The sequence below is a fragment of the Pseudomonas sp. GM74 genome, from assembly GCF_000282455.1.
In the GTDB taxonomy this organism is placed as follows: Bacteria; Pseudomonadota; Gammaproteobacteria; order Pseudomonadales; family Pseudomonadaceae; genus Aquipseudomonas.
The window spans coordinates 112,152-129,494 of the sequence record NZ_AKJG01000046.1 but is presented as its reverse complement, the minus strand read 5'-3'; the positions used below and the strand labels follow the sequence as shown (position 1 = coordinate 129,494).

General features: G+C 61.3%; 23 protein-coding genes. 1 reads left to right on the top strand and 22 read right to left on the bottom strand.

Annotation, left to right across the window (positions count from 1 at the left end; translation table 11 throughout):
- Positions 1-82 precede the first annotated feature (82 nt).
- The 21 genes from PMI34_RS29715 to PMI34_RS17805 form a co-directional block, all read right to left on the bottom strand.
- Positions 83-676: a phage tail assembly protein gene (locus tag PMI34_RS29715; protein ID WP_157222715.1), complete on the bottom strand. Its 594-nt coding sequence runs from the start codon at positions 674-676 to the stop codon at positions 83-85.
- Positions 677-696: 20 nt separating this feature from the next.
- Complete coding sequence (locus PMI34_RS17715) at positions 697-1,200, bottom strand: phage major tail tube protein (RefSeq protein ID WP_008048923.1); 504 nt, start codon at positions 1,198-1,200, stop codon at positions 697-699.
- Positions 1,201-1,212: 12 nt separating this feature from the next.
- The gene (locus PMI34_RS17720; protein ID WP_008048922.1) at positions 1,213-2,382 is read right to left on the bottom strand and encodes a phage tail sheath subtilisin-like domain-containing protein; all 1,170 of its coding nucleotides are present in this window, start codon (positions 2,380-2,382) and stop codon (positions 1,213-1,215) included.
- A 101-nt stretch (positions 2,383-2,483) separates the two neighbouring features.
- On the bottom strand, positions 2,484-2,945 hold the full coding sequence (locus tag PMI34_RS17725; protein WP_008048921.1) for a phage tail assembly chaperone: 462 nt from the start codon (positions 2,943-2,945) through the stop codon (positions 2,484-2,486).
- 3 nt (positions 2,946-2,948) lie between these two features.
- The gene (locus PMI34_RS28020) at positions 2,949-4,478 is read right to left on the bottom strand and encodes a phage tail protein (RefSeq protein WP_008048918.1); all 1,530 of its coding nucleotides are present in this window, start codon (positions 4,476-4,478) and stop codon (positions 2,949-2,951) included.
- Positions 4,471-5,079: a phage tail protein I gene (locus PMI34_RS17730; RefSeq protein WP_008048917.1), complete on the bottom strand. Its 609-nt coding sequence runs from the start codon at positions 5,077-5,079 to the stop codon at positions 4,471-4,473. The genes PMI34_RS28020 and PMI34_RS17730 overlap by 8 nt, the downstream gene beginning before the upstream one ends.
- 1 nt (position 5,080) lies before the next feature.
- The gene (locus PMI34_RS17735) at positions 5,081-5,962 is read right to left on the bottom strand and encodes a baseplate assembly protein (RefSeq protein ID WP_008048916.1); all 882 of its coding nucleotides are present in this window, start codon (positions 5,960-5,962) and stop codon (positions 5,081-5,083) included.
- Entirely contained in the window at positions 5,959-6,285 is a 327-nt protein-coding gene (locus PMI34_RS17740) for a GPW/gp25 family protein (RefSeq protein ID WP_008048915.1), read from the bottom strand. The genes PMI34_RS17735 and PMI34_RS17740 overlap by 4 nt, the downstream gene beginning before the upstream one ends.
- Before the next feature lie 5 nt (positions 6,286-6,290).
- On the bottom strand, positions 6,291-6,539 hold the full coding sequence (locus tag PMI34_RS17745) for a hypothetical protein (protein ID WP_008048914.1): 249 nt from the start codon (positions 6,537-6,539) through the stop codon (positions 6,291-6,293).
- Positions 6,540-6,595: 56 nt separating this feature from the next.
- Positions 6,596-7,153 carry a phage baseplate assembly protein V gene (locus PMI34_RS17750; RefSeq protein ID WP_008048913.1) on the bottom strand — a complete coding sequence of 186 codons (558 nt, stop codon included), beginning with the start codon at positions 7,151-7,153 and terminating at the stop codon, positions 6,596-6,598.
- A complete protein-coding gene (locus PMI34_RS17755; RefSeq protein WP_008048912.1) occupies positions 7,150-7,668 on the bottom strand; it encodes a hypothetical protein in 519 nt (172 codons plus the stop codon). The genes PMI34_RS17750 and PMI34_RS17755 overlap by 4 nt, the downstream gene beginning before the upstream one ends.
- A gap of 4 nt (positions 7,669-7,672) precedes the next feature.
- Complete coding sequence (locus PMI34_RS17760) at positions 7,673-8,326, bottom strand: hypothetical protein (RefSeq protein WP_008048911.1); 654 nt, start codon at positions 8,324-8,326, stop codon at positions 7,673-7,675.
- Positions 8,323-8,643, bottom strand: a complete 321-nt coding sequence (locus tag PMI34_RS17765; protein ID WP_008048910.1) for a head-tail joining protein — start codon at positions 8,641-8,643, stop codon at positions 8,323-8,325. Before PMI34_RS17765 ends, PMI34_RS17760 begins: the two co-directional genes overlap by 4 nt.
- 2 nt (positions 8,644-8,645) lie before the next feature.
- Positions 8,646-9,641, bottom strand: coding sequence for a major capsid protein (locus tag PMI34_RS17770; protein WP_008048909.1), 996 nt, complete (start codon positions 9,639-9,641; stop codon positions 8,646-8,648).
- 61 nt (positions 9,642-9,702) lie between these two features.
- The gene (locus PMI34_RS17775; RefSeq protein WP_008048908.1) at positions 9,703-10,047 is read right to left on the bottom strand and encodes a head decoration protein; all 345 of its coding nucleotides are present in this window, start codon (positions 10,045-10,047) and stop codon (positions 9,703-9,705) included.
- Entirely contained in the window at positions 10,044-11,198 is a 1,155-nt protein-coding gene (locus tag PMI34_RS17780) for a head maturation protease, ClpP-related (protein WP_008048907.1), read from the bottom strand. Before PMI34_RS17780 ends, PMI34_RS17775 begins: the two co-directional genes overlap by 4 nt.
- A complete protein-coding gene (locus PMI34_RS17785) occupies positions 11,195-12,673 on the bottom strand; it encodes a phage portal protein (protein ID WP_008048906.1) in 1,479 nt (492 codons plus the stop codon). The genes PMI34_RS17780 and PMI34_RS17785 overlap by 4 nt, the downstream gene beginning before the upstream one ends.
- The gene (locus PMI34_RS17790) at positions 12,673-12,879 is read right to left on the bottom strand and encodes a phage head-tail joining protein (protein WP_008048905.1); all 207 of its coding nucleotides are present in this window, start codon (positions 12,877-12,879) and stop codon (positions 12,673-12,675) included. Before PMI34_RS17790 ends, PMI34_RS17785 begins: the two co-directional genes overlap by 1 nt.
- A gap of 1 nt (position 12,880) precedes the next feature.
- Complete coding sequence (locus PMI34_RS17795) at positions 12,881-14,902, bottom strand: phage terminase large subunit family protein (protein ID WP_008048904.1); 2,022 nt, start codon at positions 14,900-14,902, stop codon at positions 12,881-12,883.
- 3 nt (positions 14,903-14,905) lie between these two features.
- Positions 14,906-15,508: a hypothetical protein gene (locus PMI34_RS17800; RefSeq protein WP_008048902.1), complete on the bottom strand. Its 603-nt coding sequence runs from the start codon at positions 15,506-15,508 to the stop codon at positions 14,906-14,908.
- A gap of 145 nt (positions 15,509-15,653) precedes the next feature.
- The gene (locus tag PMI34_RS17805) at positions 15,654-15,998 is read right to left on the bottom strand and encodes a phage holin family protein (RefSeq protein WP_008048900.1); all 345 of its coding nucleotides are present in this window, start codon (positions 15,996-15,998) and stop codon (positions 15,654-15,656) included.
- 78 nt (positions 15,999-16,076) lie between these two features.
- Here PMI34_RS17805 and PMI34_RS17810 point away from each other — a divergent pair, with 78 nt between their 5' ends.
- Positions 16,077-16,343, top strand: coding sequence for a DUF1883 domain-containing protein (locus PMI34_RS17810; RefSeq protein WP_008048898.1), 267 nt, complete (start codon positions 16,077-16,079; stop codon positions 16,341-16,343).
- Positions 16,344-16,748: 405 nt separating this feature from the next.
- Here the strand turns inward: PMI34_RS17810 and PMI34_RS17815 are convergent, their stop codons facing one another.
- A complete protein-coding gene (locus tag PMI34_RS17815; protein ID WP_008048896.1) occupies positions 16,749-17,237 on the bottom strand; it encodes a hypothetical protein in 489 nt (162 codons plus the stop codon).
- Between the last annotated feature and the right edge of the window lie 106 nt (positions 17,238-17,343).

Here is a 17,343-nt window from a genome sequence, read left to right as displayed (position 1 = left end):
AAACGGCATCGACTGAATCTCGGCAGCGGAAAACCCGGTGTCCGCCGCGAGACGTTTCGCCACCATCTTCATCACCCCCGGATCAAACCCCGTCGTCTTGCTCCAGGCGAAAATAGCCGGCCTGCAGGCGGTTGTAGTCCACCACCTTCAGGCCCTCCAGATCGGCGATTGCTGCGCCGGCCAATTCGGCGAACAGCACCAGTTCGCGCTGCTCGTCATCCCCACCAGCCGCCCGATCCGCGGCCCGCACTTCGCGCACCGTGGGCGAGCGCAGGGTCAGCTTGTCGATCTGCACGCCGTTGACCTCGCTCGGCCGCGACAGGCTGACCACGGCGTTTTCGGCGGTGACCGACAACCAGGCGGGGAGCGATTTCGAATAATCGGCGTGCGGCACCAGGTTCGAATAAGCCGCCTGCAGACGGCGATAGTCCACCACCTTCAGGCCTTCCAGGTCCTTGAGACCCGCCTCGGCCAGGCTGGCGAACAGCTGCAGCTCGCGCAGTTCGTCATCGTCACCGGCAGCGCGATCGGCGGCGCGGACTTCGCGCACCAGCGGCGCACGCAGCACCAGCGTATCGACCTTGACCCCATTGACCTCGCTCGGCCGCGAGAGGGTAATCACCGCGCGATCCGTGGTGATCGACAGCCAGGCCGGCAGCTTTTTTGCAGTTTGCATGGTCATCCGGATCTATTCCCTTAGAGGCCGAGTGCGGAGCGCACTTCGGCGAGTTGGTCTACGCCATCGATCACCTGAATCCCGGCGATCATGTCGATTTCGTACATCACGCGCCCGTCGATTTCGAGCTTGTAGTACACCGGTGCGATCGCGTGTTTGATCTCCGCCGGATCACCGGCTTTCCAGTCACCGAGGTCGACCTCTTTCAGCAGCCCGCGCAGGGTCGCCACGACCGCCGTGACCGTACCTTTGTGGCCGCGGAAGGCACCCCGGAACGACGCGTTGAACGCCGAGCCATCGGCCAGGCCGAAGTGCTTGAGCGACTCGCGACGCACACCCTTGGTGACAAAGGTCGCTTCCATCTTTTCCAGGCCCTGGGCCATCTCGATGGCACCGGCCATGCCGCCGGCCCGGTACTCGTCAGTTTTGGTGGTCAGCTTGGGCAAGGTCAGGCTTGGCACGTCGCCGGCAAAGTTCACGCCGTCGACGAACAGGTTGGTGTTAAACAGGGTTTGAGGAATCATCTAGCGCGCTCCTTAAGCGTCGAGGACTTCGGTCAGCCACTGGTTGGTGACTTCGATCAGGAAGTTCGGGTTTTCCGCCGGCGGCACGTCGGTGAAGCGGATGCGCCAATACACCTTGCCCTGCTCGATCTGGCTGGCAGTGTTGAGTTCGGTATCGGCGAACACTTCAAAATTGATGATCGCGCCAGCGTTTTTCTGATCACGCATGAACGCATCCAGACCTTCGGTCACTTCCTTTACGTAGGTCTTGGTGATCGAGCGGTCGACCGCCCACTTGTGCCCCGCCTGGATCGCATCCATCAGGATGTCGCAGGTCCGAACGCGGGTGACGAACGACCATTTCGGGTCGCTGGACAGCGTGCGGTTGCCCCACAGGCGATAACCGCCGTCGCGAATGATCGTGGCGATGAACGCGTTGTTGAGCAGATTGGCCCGGCACGTCTCGTCGCCGTCCAGGTATTCGATCGGCCGCGTGGTGCCGGTGATGCCGACAAACTCCTTGTTCGACGGCGACGCCCAGTAGCCATAGTTGGCATCGGTCCAGGCGAACAAACCCGCGACCCAGGCCGAGCCCGGGGCATCAACTGTCGCACTCTCGATCGTGTCCCAGAACTGCACACCCGGATCGACCATGTAAATGCGCTTGCTGCCGAAGTTCTCGGCATATTCCATCGCCGCTTCATCGGTAGTGTTCGGTCCGTCGATGATGGCCATCGCGCGCAGCTTGCCAGCCAGGGCATCCATGGCGGTCGCCACCGCTTGAGTGGCGGAATGTCCCGGAGCAATCAACAACTTGGGCTGGGCGTTGTGCACGCTCTTGCCGTCGAGCAGCGCCTGCAAGCCGGTCCGCTGGCCGGAGGCCAATACGCCACCGATGATGGCCGAGGTTTGCAGCGCTTCGTCTTCGAGCTTGGGCACGCCCACCGCGACGATCACCGCCTTGGCGCGCACGTAGATGGCCGCTGCCGCCTTGGCGATCGCCGAGCCCGCACCAAAGGCGGCAATGGCTTCGCGCTCAGAAGTGAGCAGTACCAGGTCGCCGGCCTTGGCCGTGCCGCCGCCGAGAATGCCCGGGGTGAAGGTGTCGCACAGGCCGATGATCGAGGACGACGGCAGCGAGATAGTGCGCGCCCCCGTCTCGATCAGCGAAGTCGTGACACCGTGAAAAAAGGAACCACTCATAGTCAATCTCCAGAAACGAAAAAGCCCCGCATGAGCGAGGCTGTGAGGGGTGATCATGTGTCGCGTAACGGAAAAGAAAACGCCCCGTCAGTGCGGGGCGTTTATTGGGTTTGCTCGGCCAGCCAGGGCGGCGCGATCGGGCGATGATCCACCAGGGGAAACTCCGCGCCTTGCGGCCAGTCGCGTAGCTGCCGGCGGTACGCCAACAGTTCGTTGTACTGCTCGGCCGTGAGCGTGGTCGCCAGTCCTTCCTCGACCTCGTCACGGTGCCGGGTCACGACGCCATCCGTTTCCGACAACAGCGCGTCACGCCAGGCGCGTTCGGTGGCGGCCTGTTCCTCCGGCGACGGCGGCGGCGGGTCAATCAACACCGGGAACCCATCGGGGTCCGGGTAGACTAGCTTGTTATCAGTTCGGGGCGCCGTTAACTCGGCATACATCTCATCGGTAAGCGCTTTTGCACCCTCCGGAATGGTGCAGTCAGGGCTGCCGATTTCACCGTGGGAATTCGTATCAAAAAACCCACCCCGTGTTTCGTTGACGCGACCGTAGTAGATGGTCATTGATTAATACCCCACAGCCACATAATCGAATTGATAGTTGGCATTGGCGCCTCTTAAGACCGTCGCGCCGGTCCGATCTTTCCCCTGATGGGGGTAAGCCGCAGGCAACCCATTCGCCGTGGTAAAGATCAGGGCGACACAGGCCACCGGGAAGGCGACGGGAAGCGTCAACGGAATTGAGGTAGCCGTCGAGGCGTTGCTGACACTGCCAACTTTGATCGACAGACCAGGGAGTTGCTGGCTTGAAAACGTCGCCCCAAGAAGAGATGCGAAGTCAGCGTTAACCACTAGATCGGCCGTCGAGTTCATGATTTGCCAGCCGCTGCCCGCCACTGCCAGCAGTGTGAGCGACTGACCGGATTTCATTACGAATGTAGACAGTGAGTTGTTGATAACCGCCCCAACGCCAGCCGCCAATGTCAGGCCCGCAGAGGAGCAAAAAATGGTTAATGCCACGCCGGCACCGCCGGGTATGCCGAGACTCGTTGGTGTTGGCAACGTCAGCGTAAGGCCCGCCACAGACGGCCACAGCGCTCGCCCAACATCAGCAAGTGTCAGACTTCTGGATGCGTTTAGCGGGGAAAACCCGGAATAGCTGCCGAGTGCCCGCTGCAAAAACTCCGAGTTGATCGCCAATTTGCTGACGTCGAACGGTGCCGGAGTGGGAACAGTGGGCGCCCCCAAAAATGCTGGGGAGTTGAGCGGCGCAAAGCCTTGCGTCACGTTCTGAAAGGTCAGCGCCGTGGTGCCGACCACAATCGCCCCATCGGTGATCAACTGCCAACGGGTGTCGGCTTGCGTGGTGCCCTGCTCGACCGACGTCAACAGCGCCGAGGTCACTTCGGCGTTGCTGTCGGCATCCGCCGCGCGCTTCCACGCCAGCGCCGCCACCAGCCAAATGCCATTGTCCTTGGCCACGACCTGATTTTTCACCAGCACGCGATCGCCGGCCGCCAGGGCCACGCCGTCGACGGACTGAAGGCCCGCCAGCACGATGTTGGCCGTGGTGGCCACACGCACCGATTGCTTGCTGTCGAGCTTATTCAGCTCTTCCACGATCCGCGTATCAACGTATTCGCGAGTCGCCAACACCACCGCAGGGTCAATCTTCAGCGTGATGTTGCCGGTGCTGGCCACGATGAAATTCATCCTCACCACTTGCGTGCGGCCCGAGCCTTGCGACAGCACTGGCTTGTAACTCGGCGCGCAGTTGGCCACCGCCACCAGATCGCCGTCCGCGTCGTAGAGGCCGATTTCGCGAATCCACCACCCCCCCTCATCGGCCGGGATAATCTGTTCGGCGATGATCACTGCTGCATTGTTCGGGTCGACCCGCACCTGATTCAGCGGCCGGCGCCGGCGCTCATTGATCAGTTGGGTCTGCGTCGCGCTGGGTACCGGGTCGGTGCCGTTGGCATCCCCCACACCCATTTGAGCAAACGTCCAGGCAATGCCGAGCGCGTCGGCGTTCGCCTGCTTGGCCATCCCCACATTCGTGAGGGTGGCGAAAAACTGCGAAGTCGCATCAATCATAATAAACGTCCAGGGTGTCTATGGAGTGTTCGCGGCCAACCACGCCGAGGGTGCCGCTGACCTCGATGTCACGCGCAACCGGTGGGTAAACGTCGATTTCATCGCCTTCGTACACGCTGATCGCGACGTTCAAGATGCCTTGGCTTTCCAGGCTGATCGCCAAGCCCGTCAGATGCCGCGTCACCGGCTTCGCGTCGTCGATCAGGCGCTCCAGCTCCTGATACATTTCCTCGGTGATCCCGGTGTCCAGCACGCCCACCTTGAGCGCGAAGGTGCCTGGCACCCCCTCCGGAACCGTGTTGAACCACTCGATAATCTCGATCAGGTAGCCCAGGGGCTCGACCACCCGACGCAAGGCGCCGATGGTGCCCTTGTGGGCATGGATGTAATACGACGCCTTGATCGCGGCGCGCTTGGTCGCCTCGCTCCACCGATAATCCCAGCGATCGACCGACCAGGCCCACGCCAGGTGCGGCAGCAAATGCACCGGACAGGTGTCGGCGTTGTAGAGCGTGCGCAGCGGGACAATGGTTTTTTCGTAGAACGCCGCCTCCAGGGCGCGCTCCAGTTGCGTGCTATTGCTCGGCAGTAGGCTGTTCATGTCAGCCCGCCAGATTTACGGTGACTTCGGTGCAGTACACCGCCTGCGCCTTGGTCGGGGCTAGGTCGACCCAGCCGACCAGCTCAACACGAGACACGCCGGCGATATGCAGCTGCGCGTCCACCGCCGAGCGCGCCACTTCGACCCCGAGCCGCTTGCGTGGATTGATCCAAGCGTTAATGCGGCTTTTGGCCTCAGCCAGGCTGGCGTCCACCTCAGGCCCGACACTGCTCATGTGCAGAATCGCATCGATGCGGTAGTCGATAATCTGCGCGCTTTGCACGGTCAGCCGATCACCCACAGGCCTGACGTCCTCGTCATTCAGTGCCGCCTTGACCGTGGCCAGCAGTTCAGGACTGGCCACGCCTTTGCCCTCGGAACTCAGCACCGTGACCGTAACGTTGCAGGGTGCCGGACTTTCGGCGGTGGCATCCGCGACCAGGCCCGACGCATTGCGCGCATGCAGGATGTAGCTGGCACGCGGGCCGGCAGTGGTCAACCCTTCGTAGGCCAACTGAATGCGTTCACGGAACGGGTCGTCATCTTCCCTGACCTCCGGTACCGGCGGTACCGCCAGAAGATCCTCGGCCTGAATGACCAACCGTTTGAGATTGACGTTGGCTCCCAAGTGATCGAGATCATCGCGGATGGCGTGTGCCAGTAACAGCGCCTTGCCGGCATCGTTGACTCGGGCACGGTTGCCGACCTTGATGTAGGCCCCGACTTCCAACACCTTGGTCACCGGATCGCTTTCCAGCGCGGCGTTCCAGTTGTCGCCCATGTAGCCGCGAAAGACCCCCAGGCCTTCCTCATACACGGCTTCGAAATCCAACGGCTCCAGCACGCTCGGCGCGGGAAGCGACGACAGATCAACGATGCTCATACGCCCACCTCCAACAGCACGCCATCGCCTTGATACTTGCCGGCGATTTTCAGATTGATTTGCCCACCGATCACCGAAATGACCCGCACCTGGTCCAGCTTCAAACGCGGCTCCCAGCGCCCCAAGGCCCTGGCGGCCTCCGCCTGCACGGAGCTTTTCCAGCCTTCGTTAATGGGCAGGTCGACAAAGCGCGGGAGCGTACTGCCGTACTCTGGTCGATGCCGACGACTGCCCAGTGGCGTGCCCAGAATGTCCCCGATGGACTGCCGCAAATGCTCGATGCCGGAAATGGGCTGGCCGGTGTGGCGATCCATTCCGATCATCTGGGTTACTCCTTCAGCAGTTCGAATTCGTCATGGGCTTTCAGAAACTTGACGGCCTCGGTGTCGGAGCCCAGCACTTCGACCATGCCCCTGGCCACCGGCAGGCTGCGTTGCGTTTCAGGCAGGATCAGTTGGCGGGACGTGTAGACCTTGTCGCGAAACTTCATCAACGTAGAAACTGGTACCGACACGGGTTGCGGCAACGGCTCAGGGCTCGCTTGTGGGTCGTTGTTAGGCGCATCGATCTTGGCCATGTGTTTGCTCCAGGCATAAAAAAACCCGCACATGGCGGGCCGTTGGGAGATTGAAATTAATGCGTGTGGTGGTTGCTGTTGCCACCGGCGTCGATGATTGCGCCCGCACTGGTGATGCCCTTCGTGACGTGTAAGGCGCCGTCGATGGTCACCGCTGCTTTCAGGTTGATGTTCCCGGTGGTCACGTTGATGGCGCTGTCCGTTACGACCACCTCCGTGCTGGCGACTTTGATGGTCACCGTGCCGCTCGGCAGGGTGATGCTATAGCTCTTGGCCGCCCAGTCGTAGATCAACGAACCGCCATCATCAAAGCGCCAGACCTCCACGTGATCGCGGTTGTCCGGTTGGCCACCGGCATCCCCGTACAGCCCGGGAATGAAGGTGCCCATGCCGGCTTGGCCGCTGGGGTTGAACAGCACCCCCTGTTCGTTCAGGCTCGGCGCCCGCCAGTGACGGGCCTTGCCGGCCGCCAGACTGTGCCAGCGCACCCACGCGCTGACCCAATCACCGACCTGCACCCGAACAACGCCTGCTGCCAAATCCACACCGACCACCACGCAGGGCATCAGCATGGCGGCAATCATGCGGTCATGTTCAGCAAGGGCGAAACTCATGGCACGTCATCCGCCGGAAAGAACGCCTCTTTCGGATCGTGGTTGAAACCGAACCACAGCGAGCCCGGTTGCTCATCCGGCCATGGCCATTGCTGTGCACCGAGGTAAATCTGCTGATGCCACTCCACCAACCAGACGGTGTAGCCATCCAGCTCTGGCCGGGTCCAGTCCTGCCCGGCCTGAATGAACACCGCCGGTTCAACCGCCAGCCCCCAGGTCTGCGCCCGCAAAATCACCGCAAGCTGGGTGGCCAGTTGCACGGCCTGCTGATGATGGAGCGGTTTGATCGGATCGACGACGATGCGTGCCTCGAACCTGCACACCAAGGTCGTTTCGCCGGTGCCAATATCGACACCGGGTTCAATCTCGGCCATCTCCAGAAACACCGCTGGCAGCGCCACGCGATCTTTAATATTCGGCCAGGCCGTTACCGCACACACACCCGGCATCTCCGCCAGCAGTTGTTGCTCAATGGCCCGATACAGTTGACCTAGGCTAAAAGGTTCTTCCGACACGGCACTAACTCCTCAAGTACTTTTGCAGCTCGAAGTTGAGTTCTTGCTGCAGGATCAGCAGCAAAATCTCATCGGCCTTACGCACCCAAATGTCGAAATGCGGTCGCGCCTGTTCCAAGGACACCTTGGCCTTAGCCAGTGGAAACCGGCTGCCATTTTCAGCGACCCACCCCGAACTCGGCCCGCGCCCTGATGACACCGTACTGTCGGGGTAATCGTCCGCATCGAAATGCTTGCTCGCCGTGCGGATCCAGATATCGGGTTTATTGCCGTAGACCTGTTTAAGGAACGCACCCTGGTAACGCCGTCCTGCCACCGACACGCCGCTGCCAGTCTGCCGCGCGCGACCGATCCGACTGGACTCGATGGCGTTCAAGCCAAACCACAGCTTGCCGCTCATAGCCCCACCGGTGACCGGGTAACTGCGCAACCGTTGACGCACCGCCGCAACGGCGATGCGTTCCTGTCGACTGACCGCCCGGGCGATGTGCGTGCGCAACCGGCCCAACGTCTTGTTGATCGCTCGACGATGCGCGGCCGCAGCCGCCTTGGGCACCACCTTGGCGAAGTCCTGGAACGCTTGCAGATCCGCCGACGACGACTGGATGGTGACCATCCCGCCGTCGGCCGACGACTTGTAATAGCTACCAACGCTCATGCACGCATCCTCAGGATCAAGGCAACCAAACCGTCGCCGCTCGGCTCCAGCTGCACCAGGTCATAATCGCCACCGCCGTCCAGGGCCGGTAAATCGATACTGACCAACAGGCCCTGCTCCAGACCGTGGGAATCGCTGACACGGATTTCGAAACGAGGCTCACGCAACCCGGTGTTGAGCTTGCCGAACTTCGGCTGCAGCCAGGGCGCCGCGAACATGCCGAGGACCGGCTCGGCTCGACCTTCGATCCGTGCGCTGTCGCCCAGCGTCTCGAACACCACCGCGTCGACCTCGGCGACCAGGTCGCGAAAGGCCACGGTCAGAGTTCCAGGAGGATCTGCGCGAGCGGGCGCGTGCACAGGTGTAGCGGATTCGACTGCGCTTCACCGGCCATGCCTTTGTTGAACGGCAGCGGCTCGATCTTGCTGTAGTACGGCACGCCTTCGGTGTTGACCGTTTCCATGTAGTCCGCCGGCGCGAACACCGAGATGTACAGGTCCGGCACACCTTCGGGAATCAGCAGCGCCTTGTCGTCGTGGATGAAGGTCACACCGGCGATCTTGCCGCGATAGCGCTCCCAGACGATGCCGCCGAACTCGAAACTCTCACGGGCATCACCACGCAAAGCAGCCGCCTGCTGACTGTTGAGGTAAGTCTCTTTGACCGACTTGTGGACCAGCAGCTTGTTCCAGAAATTCTTACCGCACAGCGCACGCGAGCCCGTGCTGGTGATACTGCCCAGGGCTTCCTCCTGAAGGTCCAGCGCATCACCACACTTGACGCGAAGCTCGGTGTCCGGACTGTTCAGCCCCATGGACATTTTCTTGCGGGTCACACCAAAGGTTTTGTAGATGTCGAGCAAGACGGTGGTGCCGTCCGCGTCGAGGATTTGGCCGTTCAGCGCGCCCATACGCTGAAATTCGTGCGTGGCATCCAGCTGTCGGCGCGCTTTGGCCAGGCGCTTGTTGACCACGTCCTGCACGGCCTGCAATTCAGAACGGGTACCAAAGGCACGAATGCCCTGGATCTCGTCAGCCTTGATCGCAAAGCGTTGCGGCAGGTGCACGGTGTTGAACGGGATCAGATTGCGCTTGCTGCCAGCCACCACCAGCCCGGAGGTGCCGCGCTCACCGGCTGGCACCAAGGCCAGGGTGTCGCCGTCCTTTTCAATCTGTACGGTCAGGGTGGTGATGCCCTCTTCCTGGAACAGGCCGAGGCTGCTGATGCGGCCCGGCAGGTATTCCTGTTCATTGATGGCGGCGGTCAGCGAGGAGACCGAAAACGCATCGTCGTTAAAGATTTCAATGTCAGCCATGAAGCAATCTCCAGAATGCAAAAACCCGCACTCGGCGGGTTGGATAATCAGGTTGACCGTCTTAGCGAACGATCAGGAAGTGAGTGGCCAACGCCTTTTCAGCAGCAGGATCCAACCCCGTCAGATGGGCTTCGCTGACTTCAGCCAGCCGCACCACTGCCCGCCCGCGTCGGACCAGATCCGACTCGCCCAACGGACCGTAGAGAATGGCGATCGCGTTTTCGCTGCCGTCTTCGGCCGTCGGGTTGTAGGGGGCGAATTCACCAGTCAAGCTGACTAGGCCGAGGATCTGCCCCGGTTCCAATGCTGGACCGGCGGCGACATTGATAGCTTCGCGGGAAATGGTGCCCGCCGCTTCGGACAGGAGAAATTCGCCTGCATGCATCGGCTCTCGTTGGATACTCATCGTCTTGCTCCTGTTGCGGGTCGGGATTGACCGGACTGCGCGGCTTGGCGCGCGGACCAGATAGAAGGTTGATCAAGTTGCTTGGCCTGCACCTTAGGTGCGGGGTCATTGTCCAGCGGCAAGCTGTTGTCAATTTCGAAGCCCTTGCCGCTGCTGACGATCTTGTCGAACAGACGCGCTCGGACCGCCGCAACGTCCAGGCCCGCCGCGACATACTCGACACTGAACTCGGGCAAACGCGCAGCTACACAAAGGTCGTTCACGGCCTTGGCCCGCGTCAGGCCGGCCTGGACGATCTCTTCGCTTTCAAGTCGGGTGGAGCTGAGCAGCGGCTCGACCAGGTTGCTGATGCCCGACTCGGCGCATCGTTGGGTGACCAACAGGGCCAGCTTGGCCGCGTCGACCACCGGTGGTACCAACGGCGGATCTTCGGGCTCCAGCTCAGGATCCGGCTCGGGTGGCTCGTCGAACTGAGCCAGAAGTTCGGCCGGCGCGTGCTGGTAACGCTGCAGCACCGCCCCCTGGCCGAGGCAAGCCTTCACCGTCACACCGTCGCCGACTTCATCGGCCAGCCCCAGAGCCACCGCTTCACTGGCGGTCAACCAGGTTTCATTGGCCACCAGGCGCCGCAACTCGTCCTCATCGATGTCCGGAGCCTTGGCCTTGTAGGCCGCAATGATGGCTTCCATCGTCTGATCGAGGACATCGGCCACCTTGCGAAAATCGTCGGCGTCCCCGGCCGCATAGGTCCACGGGTTGTGAATCATCAGCATGGCGTTGGACGCAATCACGACGCGGTGCGCGCCGCACACCGCCACGCTGGCGGCACTGGCCGCCAATGCGTCAATGCGACCGGTACAGCGCTCGCCCAAACGCGACAGAGCGTTGTGCATCGCCAGTCCGTCGAACAGGTCGCCGCCGATGCTGTTGAACGCGGCGATCACCGGTGACACGCCATCGTCCATCGCGCGCAGGTCTTGCACAAACTGATTGGCAGTAATGCCCCAGGCGCCGATCTCGCCATAGACAAAGACCTCGATCACCCGCTCGGCAGCCTCGCCGCTGGCTTGCAGCGCGTACCAGGTCTTGTCCTGCACCTGCACGCGTTTGCCCGCCCGGTTATAAACGCGTGGCCGCGCCTTCTTGCTCATGGTTGCTCCTTGTCGTCGACGGGGACGAACGTTTCAAGAGTGGTGTAATTGAGGCCAAGCTTGGTGGCCCGGGCTAGGTCGGCGGCGTTTTCCGCGTCGACCGTTTCAGCGTCATAACCGGTGCGCAGGACCATTTCACTGCGCGAAGCGAAGCCGGCCTGCACTTCCATTCGCCGTGCCTGCACGTCCTGCACCGGCTGGATGTAGGCCCAGCCTTGCGGTACCCAGCGGGTGCGCAGGTACTCACGACGGCGCCGGGCATAGTCATCCAGCTGGAGGACACCTGACAGCACGGCCATATCCATCCAGGCCGCCCGGACCGGGCGACAGAGCTGGTGCACGTACACACTGAACTGCAGTTGCTCCAGACGACGGCGGAACTCGTTGAGCACGACCCGCAGCGCCCGGTCGTTGACCTCGCGCATGTCGCCGGTGAGGATTTCGTACGGCGTCCCGGTGCCCGCAGCAGCTGCCATCAACTGCTGCCGCATGAAGTCGGGATAGTTGTTGCCGGCGTCCGGTGGTTTGGAGAATTCAACCTCTTCACCCGGCCCCAGTTCCTGCATGGTGCCGGGCTCCAGCGCGACCATCGGTGTGAAGCCGTCGCGATCCAGACTCAGCGGCAGCCCGGTGACCGGGTCCCTTGGCACGGGGCCGGACTCCGGTGGTGGCCGGGTGATAAAGCCGGCAAACAGGTTGGCCACTTCCTGACGGAACAACACCGCATCGTCATAGTTGTCGAGGCTGCGCAAGCGCTTCAACACCGGAGACAAGCGTGGTACGCCGCGCAGCTGACCCGGCTCGACCGGTTCAAAGATGTGCAGCACCTGCGCGGCTGGTACGCGCACCAGCTGGTTGTAACCCGCATTCAGCGACGAGGCATCGCGTGGATGCGCCAGGTACATCCAGTACGCCACCCGCTTGCCGCCGGGGGTGAATTCGATGCCGGCACGAATGAAGTTGCCGTCGCGGGTGGTCTCGAACTTGTCATGTGGCACAAACTCTGGGGCCAGAATTTGTAGCTGCAGCGGCACCGCGAAGCCTTCGTCCAGGCCGCGCGGACGCAACCGCAAAAAACATTCGCCCGAAGTTTCCACCGTGCGGGCCACCAGCGCCTGCTGGCCGTTGAAGTCGGTGCGCTCATCGGCATCCGACTCATCGACCCAGTCATCCCAAAGCTCTTGCAGCAGTTTGCGCAGGGCTTCGTTATCGGTTTTCGGTCGCGGCGTAATGCCGGTACCGATCAGGTTGCTGACGCGCTTGTCGATCACGTTATAGGCATACGGATCATTTCGAACCGCTGCCCGCGAGCGTGAGCGCAGATTGCGCAGCGCCGGGGTGTTGATGCTGTTGATCCCGTTGTCCGGCGCATCCCAGCCAGTGGATCGACGACCCTCTCCGGCGCCTTCGTAACTGGCCTTGATGTTCGACGGCAACACGAATCCGTTACGGGTTAGCGTCGGATAGCGGGCCATTAGAGTCCTTTGCCTCCGTGGCAAAGCCGAACGACGCGGGAGCGCGGCCCGGCCGAGTTCACCAGCGAGGTGCGGATTTCGTCGCGAGCCTTGAGCAGTTCGTCGACAGAGCGGTATTCCACGGTACGGTCGGTGTAACGCACGGTTTTTTCACCGCGCGCGATGGCCGCCTCAACCGCGTCGAGGTGCTTTTGGGTAAATGACATATCAGCGTCTCTTCAGGTAACCGCTGGTGGAACTGCGGCGTTGAGATGGCGGTGCTGCAAGTCGTGATGGCACGACGGACGCAGCGTGTTGCGGAGCCGGTTGTGGTACGACAGCGGGTGTAGCCTGCGCGGTATTGCTGAGACGCTCGCCTTGCACGGGCTTGATGCCCAACGCCTCGTCGAACAATCCTGACTGCGCCAGAGACTGACGCACCCGCTCCCAGTCATGCTCCTTGTAGCGGTTGATGCCCAGGTAATGCGCCATGGCCAGGCAGTACACCATCAGGTCGAGCGCTTCGTTGCGCTCGGCCTTGCCCTTGACCCATTCGATACGCTTGTGACCACGGATGTAGCGCGCCACCTTGCGCTCCGCGACGCACTGATCGAAGAAGTCATCGGGCAGGTCATTGGCGAAGTGCAATGCACCCGGGCCGGCTTCGAATGGGTAGCGGTTATAGATCCAGTCCTTTGCCGTATCGGTACCGACGAACCACAGCTCGGCGCCATTGCGTTCGGTCTGGCCTTTCCAGGTCACGTCAACCATGGATGGGCGCTGAGCAATGACCGGCTTGCCGGGTTTGCTGGCCCCCTTGATGGCGAACACGTTGCGCCAGCGGCGCACGCGGCAGAACTGGTACACCTCATCGGTGTGGTGGCCACCGGAGTCGACCGCCACCGCGAGAATGCCGAGACCGACACCGCATGGATGGCGGTACTTGGCCTTGAGCAGTTCGTCCAGTGCGGCCCAGGTGCGCTCATCGGCGGGATCGCCCGAGACGATCTGGTAGTCGATAACCCAACGCTCCATGCCGACGCCCCAGCCCATGGCCATGAACTCCAGGCGGTTGGCCTGCACGTCGACGGAACCGGTGATCATCAACACCGCCGCCGGCATCGACCCCAGTCCGAAGAGCTCCATCCGTGCCCGTTTGCGCAAGGTATCGGCCTTGGTTTGCTCCTGCGCGCTGTCCCACACTTTGGCCAGACGGGTGTTGTAGAACACCTGCATGGGCTCAAGATCGCCTTTGGCCTGGGCCTTTTTGGCCTTCTCGAATTGCTTGGCCAGCGACTTCCAGTCCATCCAGCCGAGCGGTGAATACAGCGCGTTGAGGTGAAACCCAACAGTCTCGCCATCGCCTTCGGCATGGCCACGCCACTCGCCGCTGGCGAGCATTTCGCCCTTGTGGAACTCCTCGATCAGCACGTCGCAATCAGGCCCGGCGCACTGGTAGTGCACGACGCTGTAATCCTTCGAGTAATGCAACCGCTCCCATTCCAGAGTTTGCATGTGGCCGCAGCTCGGACACGGCACGTAGTAGTGACGCTGGTCGCTGCCGTCGAACAGGTCGGAAATCCGTGAGGCGCCCTTGATCGTTGGCGAGCTGGAAAAGTAGAACTTGGCGTTGCGGCCGAAGGTACTGCCACGGGTTTCCGCGAGCTCGATCGGGTCGCCCTCCTCGCCGATGTCCACTTCCCAGCGGTCGATCTCATCGCCGTACACGTAGCGCGCCGACAGTTCCGACAAGTTGGCCGCCGAGCCGGCAGTGGTGACGTACAACGTCCCGCCCTCGAACTCCTTGGTGTCCATGGTATTGCGTGAGTCGCGGGAGCGGTTAGCCGCGACACGCTCGCGCAATACCGGCGTCGCCTTGATGGTTTTGCTGATCCGCGATGACACCCGCTTGGCCAGGCCCAGGCTGGGCAACAGTGCCAGGATGTTCGACGGTGCCATGTGCATCAGGCCGCCGATCCAGTTGAGACCAATCTGAGTTTTCATCAGCTGCGACGCAACCATGGTGATCACGCGCTTGCAGGGGTGAGCCGGTGACAGGCACCGCATGGGTTCGCGAGCATACGGTGTGCGCGAGGTACGGTACTGGCCGGGCTCAGCGGCGCCGGTGTCACGCGGGATGCGCATGTACTCATCGGCCCACTGATCGATCCAGACATCCGGATCGGGCCGCAGCCCACGGAAATATGCCTCGCGGTATACCTCTGCACCGTCAGGAATGTCCGTGGGCATAGGTCAACTCATAGTCAGTGCGTGTTCAAGGTCCGCTGAGGACATGCGCTCGGCATCCTCCAGCGAGCGACGGATCGCTGCCGTCAGGTGCTTTTCGATTTCCCAAGGGTCTGTCATGGAGGCCAGTTCGGGAGCCAGCTGCGGCGGCATGCCCAGCAACTGATCGCGCAGCATGCGGCCAGCGTTGTAAGCGCCCGTCTGCACCGCCGTTGCGAACACCAGTGAGCCCTTGGCCTTGTGCAATTCGATCTCGGCGAGCTGGGCCAGGTTGTGTTCGCGCAGGGCACGGGCTTTTTGGAAGTCCGGCAATTGCCCGGTAGGGGCAATCACTGGCGGCGGCGCAGCCATGGAAGTCGGCTCGACCTGGCTGGACAGCTGGCTGTACACGTCACGCTGCAGCCGATCCTGGTGATGCCGATCAGCAACGGCGGCTTTGCTCGGGTCAGCGGTGTCGCGAATCAACGCTTCGCTGGCCGTGACATCGACCTGTTTACCATCGGCGGTGAGTACCAGACGGTTGTTGTTTTTCAACCAAGTGATGTAGCTGGGGGCCCTGCCGATCCGAGCCGCGAAGGCGCTCTTTGACAGGTACATTGGTTCTGTCATAAGCCCTCCTTTTCAACGGCTTTTCAATGCAAACCTTTCAATTTCAATGGATTGAATTTCAGTAAGCTGGCAAGCCTGCCGCTAACACTTTCCCGCGGGTTTCCGACCCCGTACCCACCGGATAACCCCAGGGTCCCCGGCGATTTCAGGCCGCCCCCCCGCCGCTCGGTGGCAAATCGGAAAGGCCCAACCGCTTCGCCGCCCAGCGTTCGTACAACCCGATGGCAACATCGGCGCCGGCCATGGCCGTCAAACATCCGATGCCCCCTGCCGCCACAATTGAAACCCCGGCAGCGTGCAGCAGCATCATGGTCGACAACCCGCAAGCAACGCAGGCACCGGATCGCAGCGCCAACCGCCTCAACAGCGGCCAGCCTCGAACCCCGGCCTTGTCGGCTCGCCACATCTCGCCAGACACGCCACCTACCAAGGACAGTACGACAACCATCCAGATGGGCATTTCAACTAATGCTTGTTGCTCGTTAGTCATAGATCAAATTCCGGTGATGCCTCAGGGAATTAAAAAGTGATAATGTCAAGATGCCAGCAAACAAGGCCAGGAGGCCCCATGAACTTTTTACACAAGCGTGAACACTTGAATGAAGGTGATGTTGTTGTCGTGCAATGCTCCCACCAATGCAATGTGCGACTCACAACGGATACACAGTTTTCCAATTTCAAAAACAATCGCCAGCACCAATATTTTGGTGGTTTCTTCAAAATGCTGCCCGCCCGCATCGCTGCACCACACACCGGCTATTGGAATATCACCATCGATCTAGGTGGGGGCTCGGCTAACATCCAACACTCCATCAGCATTATTCGAAACAGCTAATTCGCCGCGGCATTGTTCTAGCGCAAGCTCCAAAGCCCGTTCGATCTTTCGCAGTATCCCACTCGCCCCATAGGAGGTAGATGTAGAACCTCCTGTGGGATTTCGAGACCAAATAACAGCGCCGACCTGATTTTTGATCTGCACTTCCATACGCCCCTCCCATGCCATCTGCTAAACGAAAAAGAAAACCCCGCCGAAGCGGGGTTAGGTGTCCGGCACAGGGAGGCCGGGTGAAGATGCACAGCACGTGCTCCGGGAAGCGCCAAGGCGCAAATTCCATATCGTGGGGACTTTTTACCCGTCTCCGGAAAAACCGAAAAGGGGCCATTTTCGGTTGTTCAACTCGACGCAACTTTGACGCAACTTTGACTCAGGGTTGAGGCAAACCACCCCGACGAGTGGTAATCAGCAAACCCGCGTACGCTTGCACATTGATGCCCGTGTGTAGTTAGTTTCCACCGTACCACTGCGGCGCTCACGCCCACGTGTTGTTGCGCTGCGTACGGTCAGGATCAACAACACCTGCTGGTGCAAACGATGCACCCAATTCCGGTATGTCCGGTCAGCATCCTCGGCCAACTGCAACAACCGAAGCTGTTCACGCACAGTCATTGGCGGCTGGGCCAAGTAGCGATTGCGAGCCAACAGAGCCAGCTGGGCGCCCTTCTTCGATTGCCGTTCGAGCTGCGCCACAGCAGCGGCAACCTCGGTACTCGCATGGTCCATACCGCCACCGGCCGACATCATCAGATCTCGCGATCCCGGAGTACCGCGGGGAGCGCAACCACCGTACTGCATGATCGTCGCCATCGGGCTGCCCAAGCCTCCACCGTCGCCAACCTGGCCGTGCTGAGTGCCCCAATGCTGCATCAACACCTCAACTTCCTCGATCATCGCCCCACTCCCCTGAAAATCGAACCCGACACAAAAAACACGCTACTCGACACAAACCCAACACAGTTAAAACCCTTTAAAATCAATAGCTTTAATTGAATTGTGT

Coding starts and splice junctions, on each gene's coding strand:
- PMI34_RS17760 (WP_008048911.1), bottom strand. CDS start 8,326: ATGAGCGTTGGTAGCTATTACAAGTCGTCGGCCGACGGCGGGATGGTC.
- PMI34_RS17780 (WP_008048907.1), bottom strand. CDS start 11,198: ATGAGCAAGAAGGCGCGGCCACGCGTTTATAACCGGGCGGGCAAACGC.
- PMI34_RS17725 (WP_008048921.1), bottom strand. CDS start 2,945: ATGACCATCTACTACGGTCGCGTCAACGAAACACGGGGTGGGTTTTTT.
- PMI34_RS17740 (WP_008048915.1), bottom strand. CDS start 6,285: ATGATCGGAATGGATCGCCACACCGGCCAGCCCATTTCCGGCATCGAG.
- PMI34_RS17715 (WP_008048923.1), bottom strand. CDS start 1,200: ATGATTCCTCAAACCCTGTTTAACACCAACCTGTTCGTCGACGGCGTG.
- PMI34_RS28020 (WP_008048918.1), bottom strand. CDS start 4,478: ATGATTGATGCGACTTCGCAGTTTTTCGCCACCCTCACGAATGTGGGG.
- PMI34_RS17810 (WP_008048898.1), top strand. CDS start 16,077: ATGAACTTTTTACACAAGCGTGAACACTTGAATGAAGGTGATGTTGTT.
- PMI34_RS17795 (WP_008048904.1), bottom strand. CDS start 14,902: ATGCCCACGGACATTCCTGACGGTGCAGAGGTATACCGCGAGGCATAT.
- PMI34_RS17730 (WP_008048917.1), bottom strand. CDS start 5,079: ATGAACAGCCTACTGCCGAGCAATAGCACGCAACTGGAGCGCGCCCTG.
- PMI34_RS17790 (WP_008048905.1), bottom strand. CDS start 12,879: ATGTCATTTACCCAAAAGCACCTCGACGCGGTTGAGGCGGCCATCGCG.
- PMI34_RS17720 (WP_008048922.1), bottom strand. CDS start 2,382: ATGAGTGGTTCCTTTTTTCACGGTGTCACGACTTCGCTGATCGAGACG.
- PMI34_RS17750 (WP_008048913.1), bottom strand. CDS start 7,153: ATGAGTTTCGCCCTTGCTGAACATGACCGCATGATTGCCGCCATGCTG.
- PMI34_RS17745 (WP_008048914.1), bottom strand. CDS start 6,539: ATGGCCAAGATCGATGCGCCTAACAACGACCCACAAGCGAGCCCTGAG.
- PMI34_RS17800 (WP_008048902.1), bottom strand. CDS start 15,508: ATGACAGAACCAATGTACCTGTCAAAGAGCGCCTTCGCGGCTCGGATC.
- PMI34_RS17775 (WP_008048908.1), bottom strand. CDS start 10,047: ATGAGTATCCAACGAGAGCCGATGCATGCAGGCGAATTTCTCCTGTCC.
- PMI34_RS17805 (WP_008048900.1), bottom strand. CDS start 15,998: ATGACTAACGAGCAACAAGCATTAGTTGAAATGCCCATCTGGATGGTT.
- PMI34_RS17770 (WP_008048909.1), bottom strand. CDS start 9,641: ATGGCTGACATTGAAATCTTTAACGACGATGCGTTTTCGGTCTCCTCG.
- PMI34_RS17815 (WP_008048896.1), bottom strand. CDS start 17,237: ATGATCGAGGAAGTTGAGGTGTTGATGCAGCATTGGGGCACTCAGCAC.
- PMI34_RS17785 (WP_008048906.1), bottom strand. CDS start 12,673: ATGGCCCGCTATCCGACGCTAACCCGTAACGGATTCGTGTTGCCGTCG.
- PMI34_RS29715 (WP_157222715.1), bottom strand. CDS start 676: ATGCAAACTGCAAAAAAGCTGCCGGCCTGGCTGTCGATCACCACGGAT.
- PMI34_RS17735 (WP_008048916.1), bottom strand. CDS start 5,962: ATGAGCATCGTTGATCTGTCGTCGCTTCCCGCGCCGAGCGTGCTGGAG.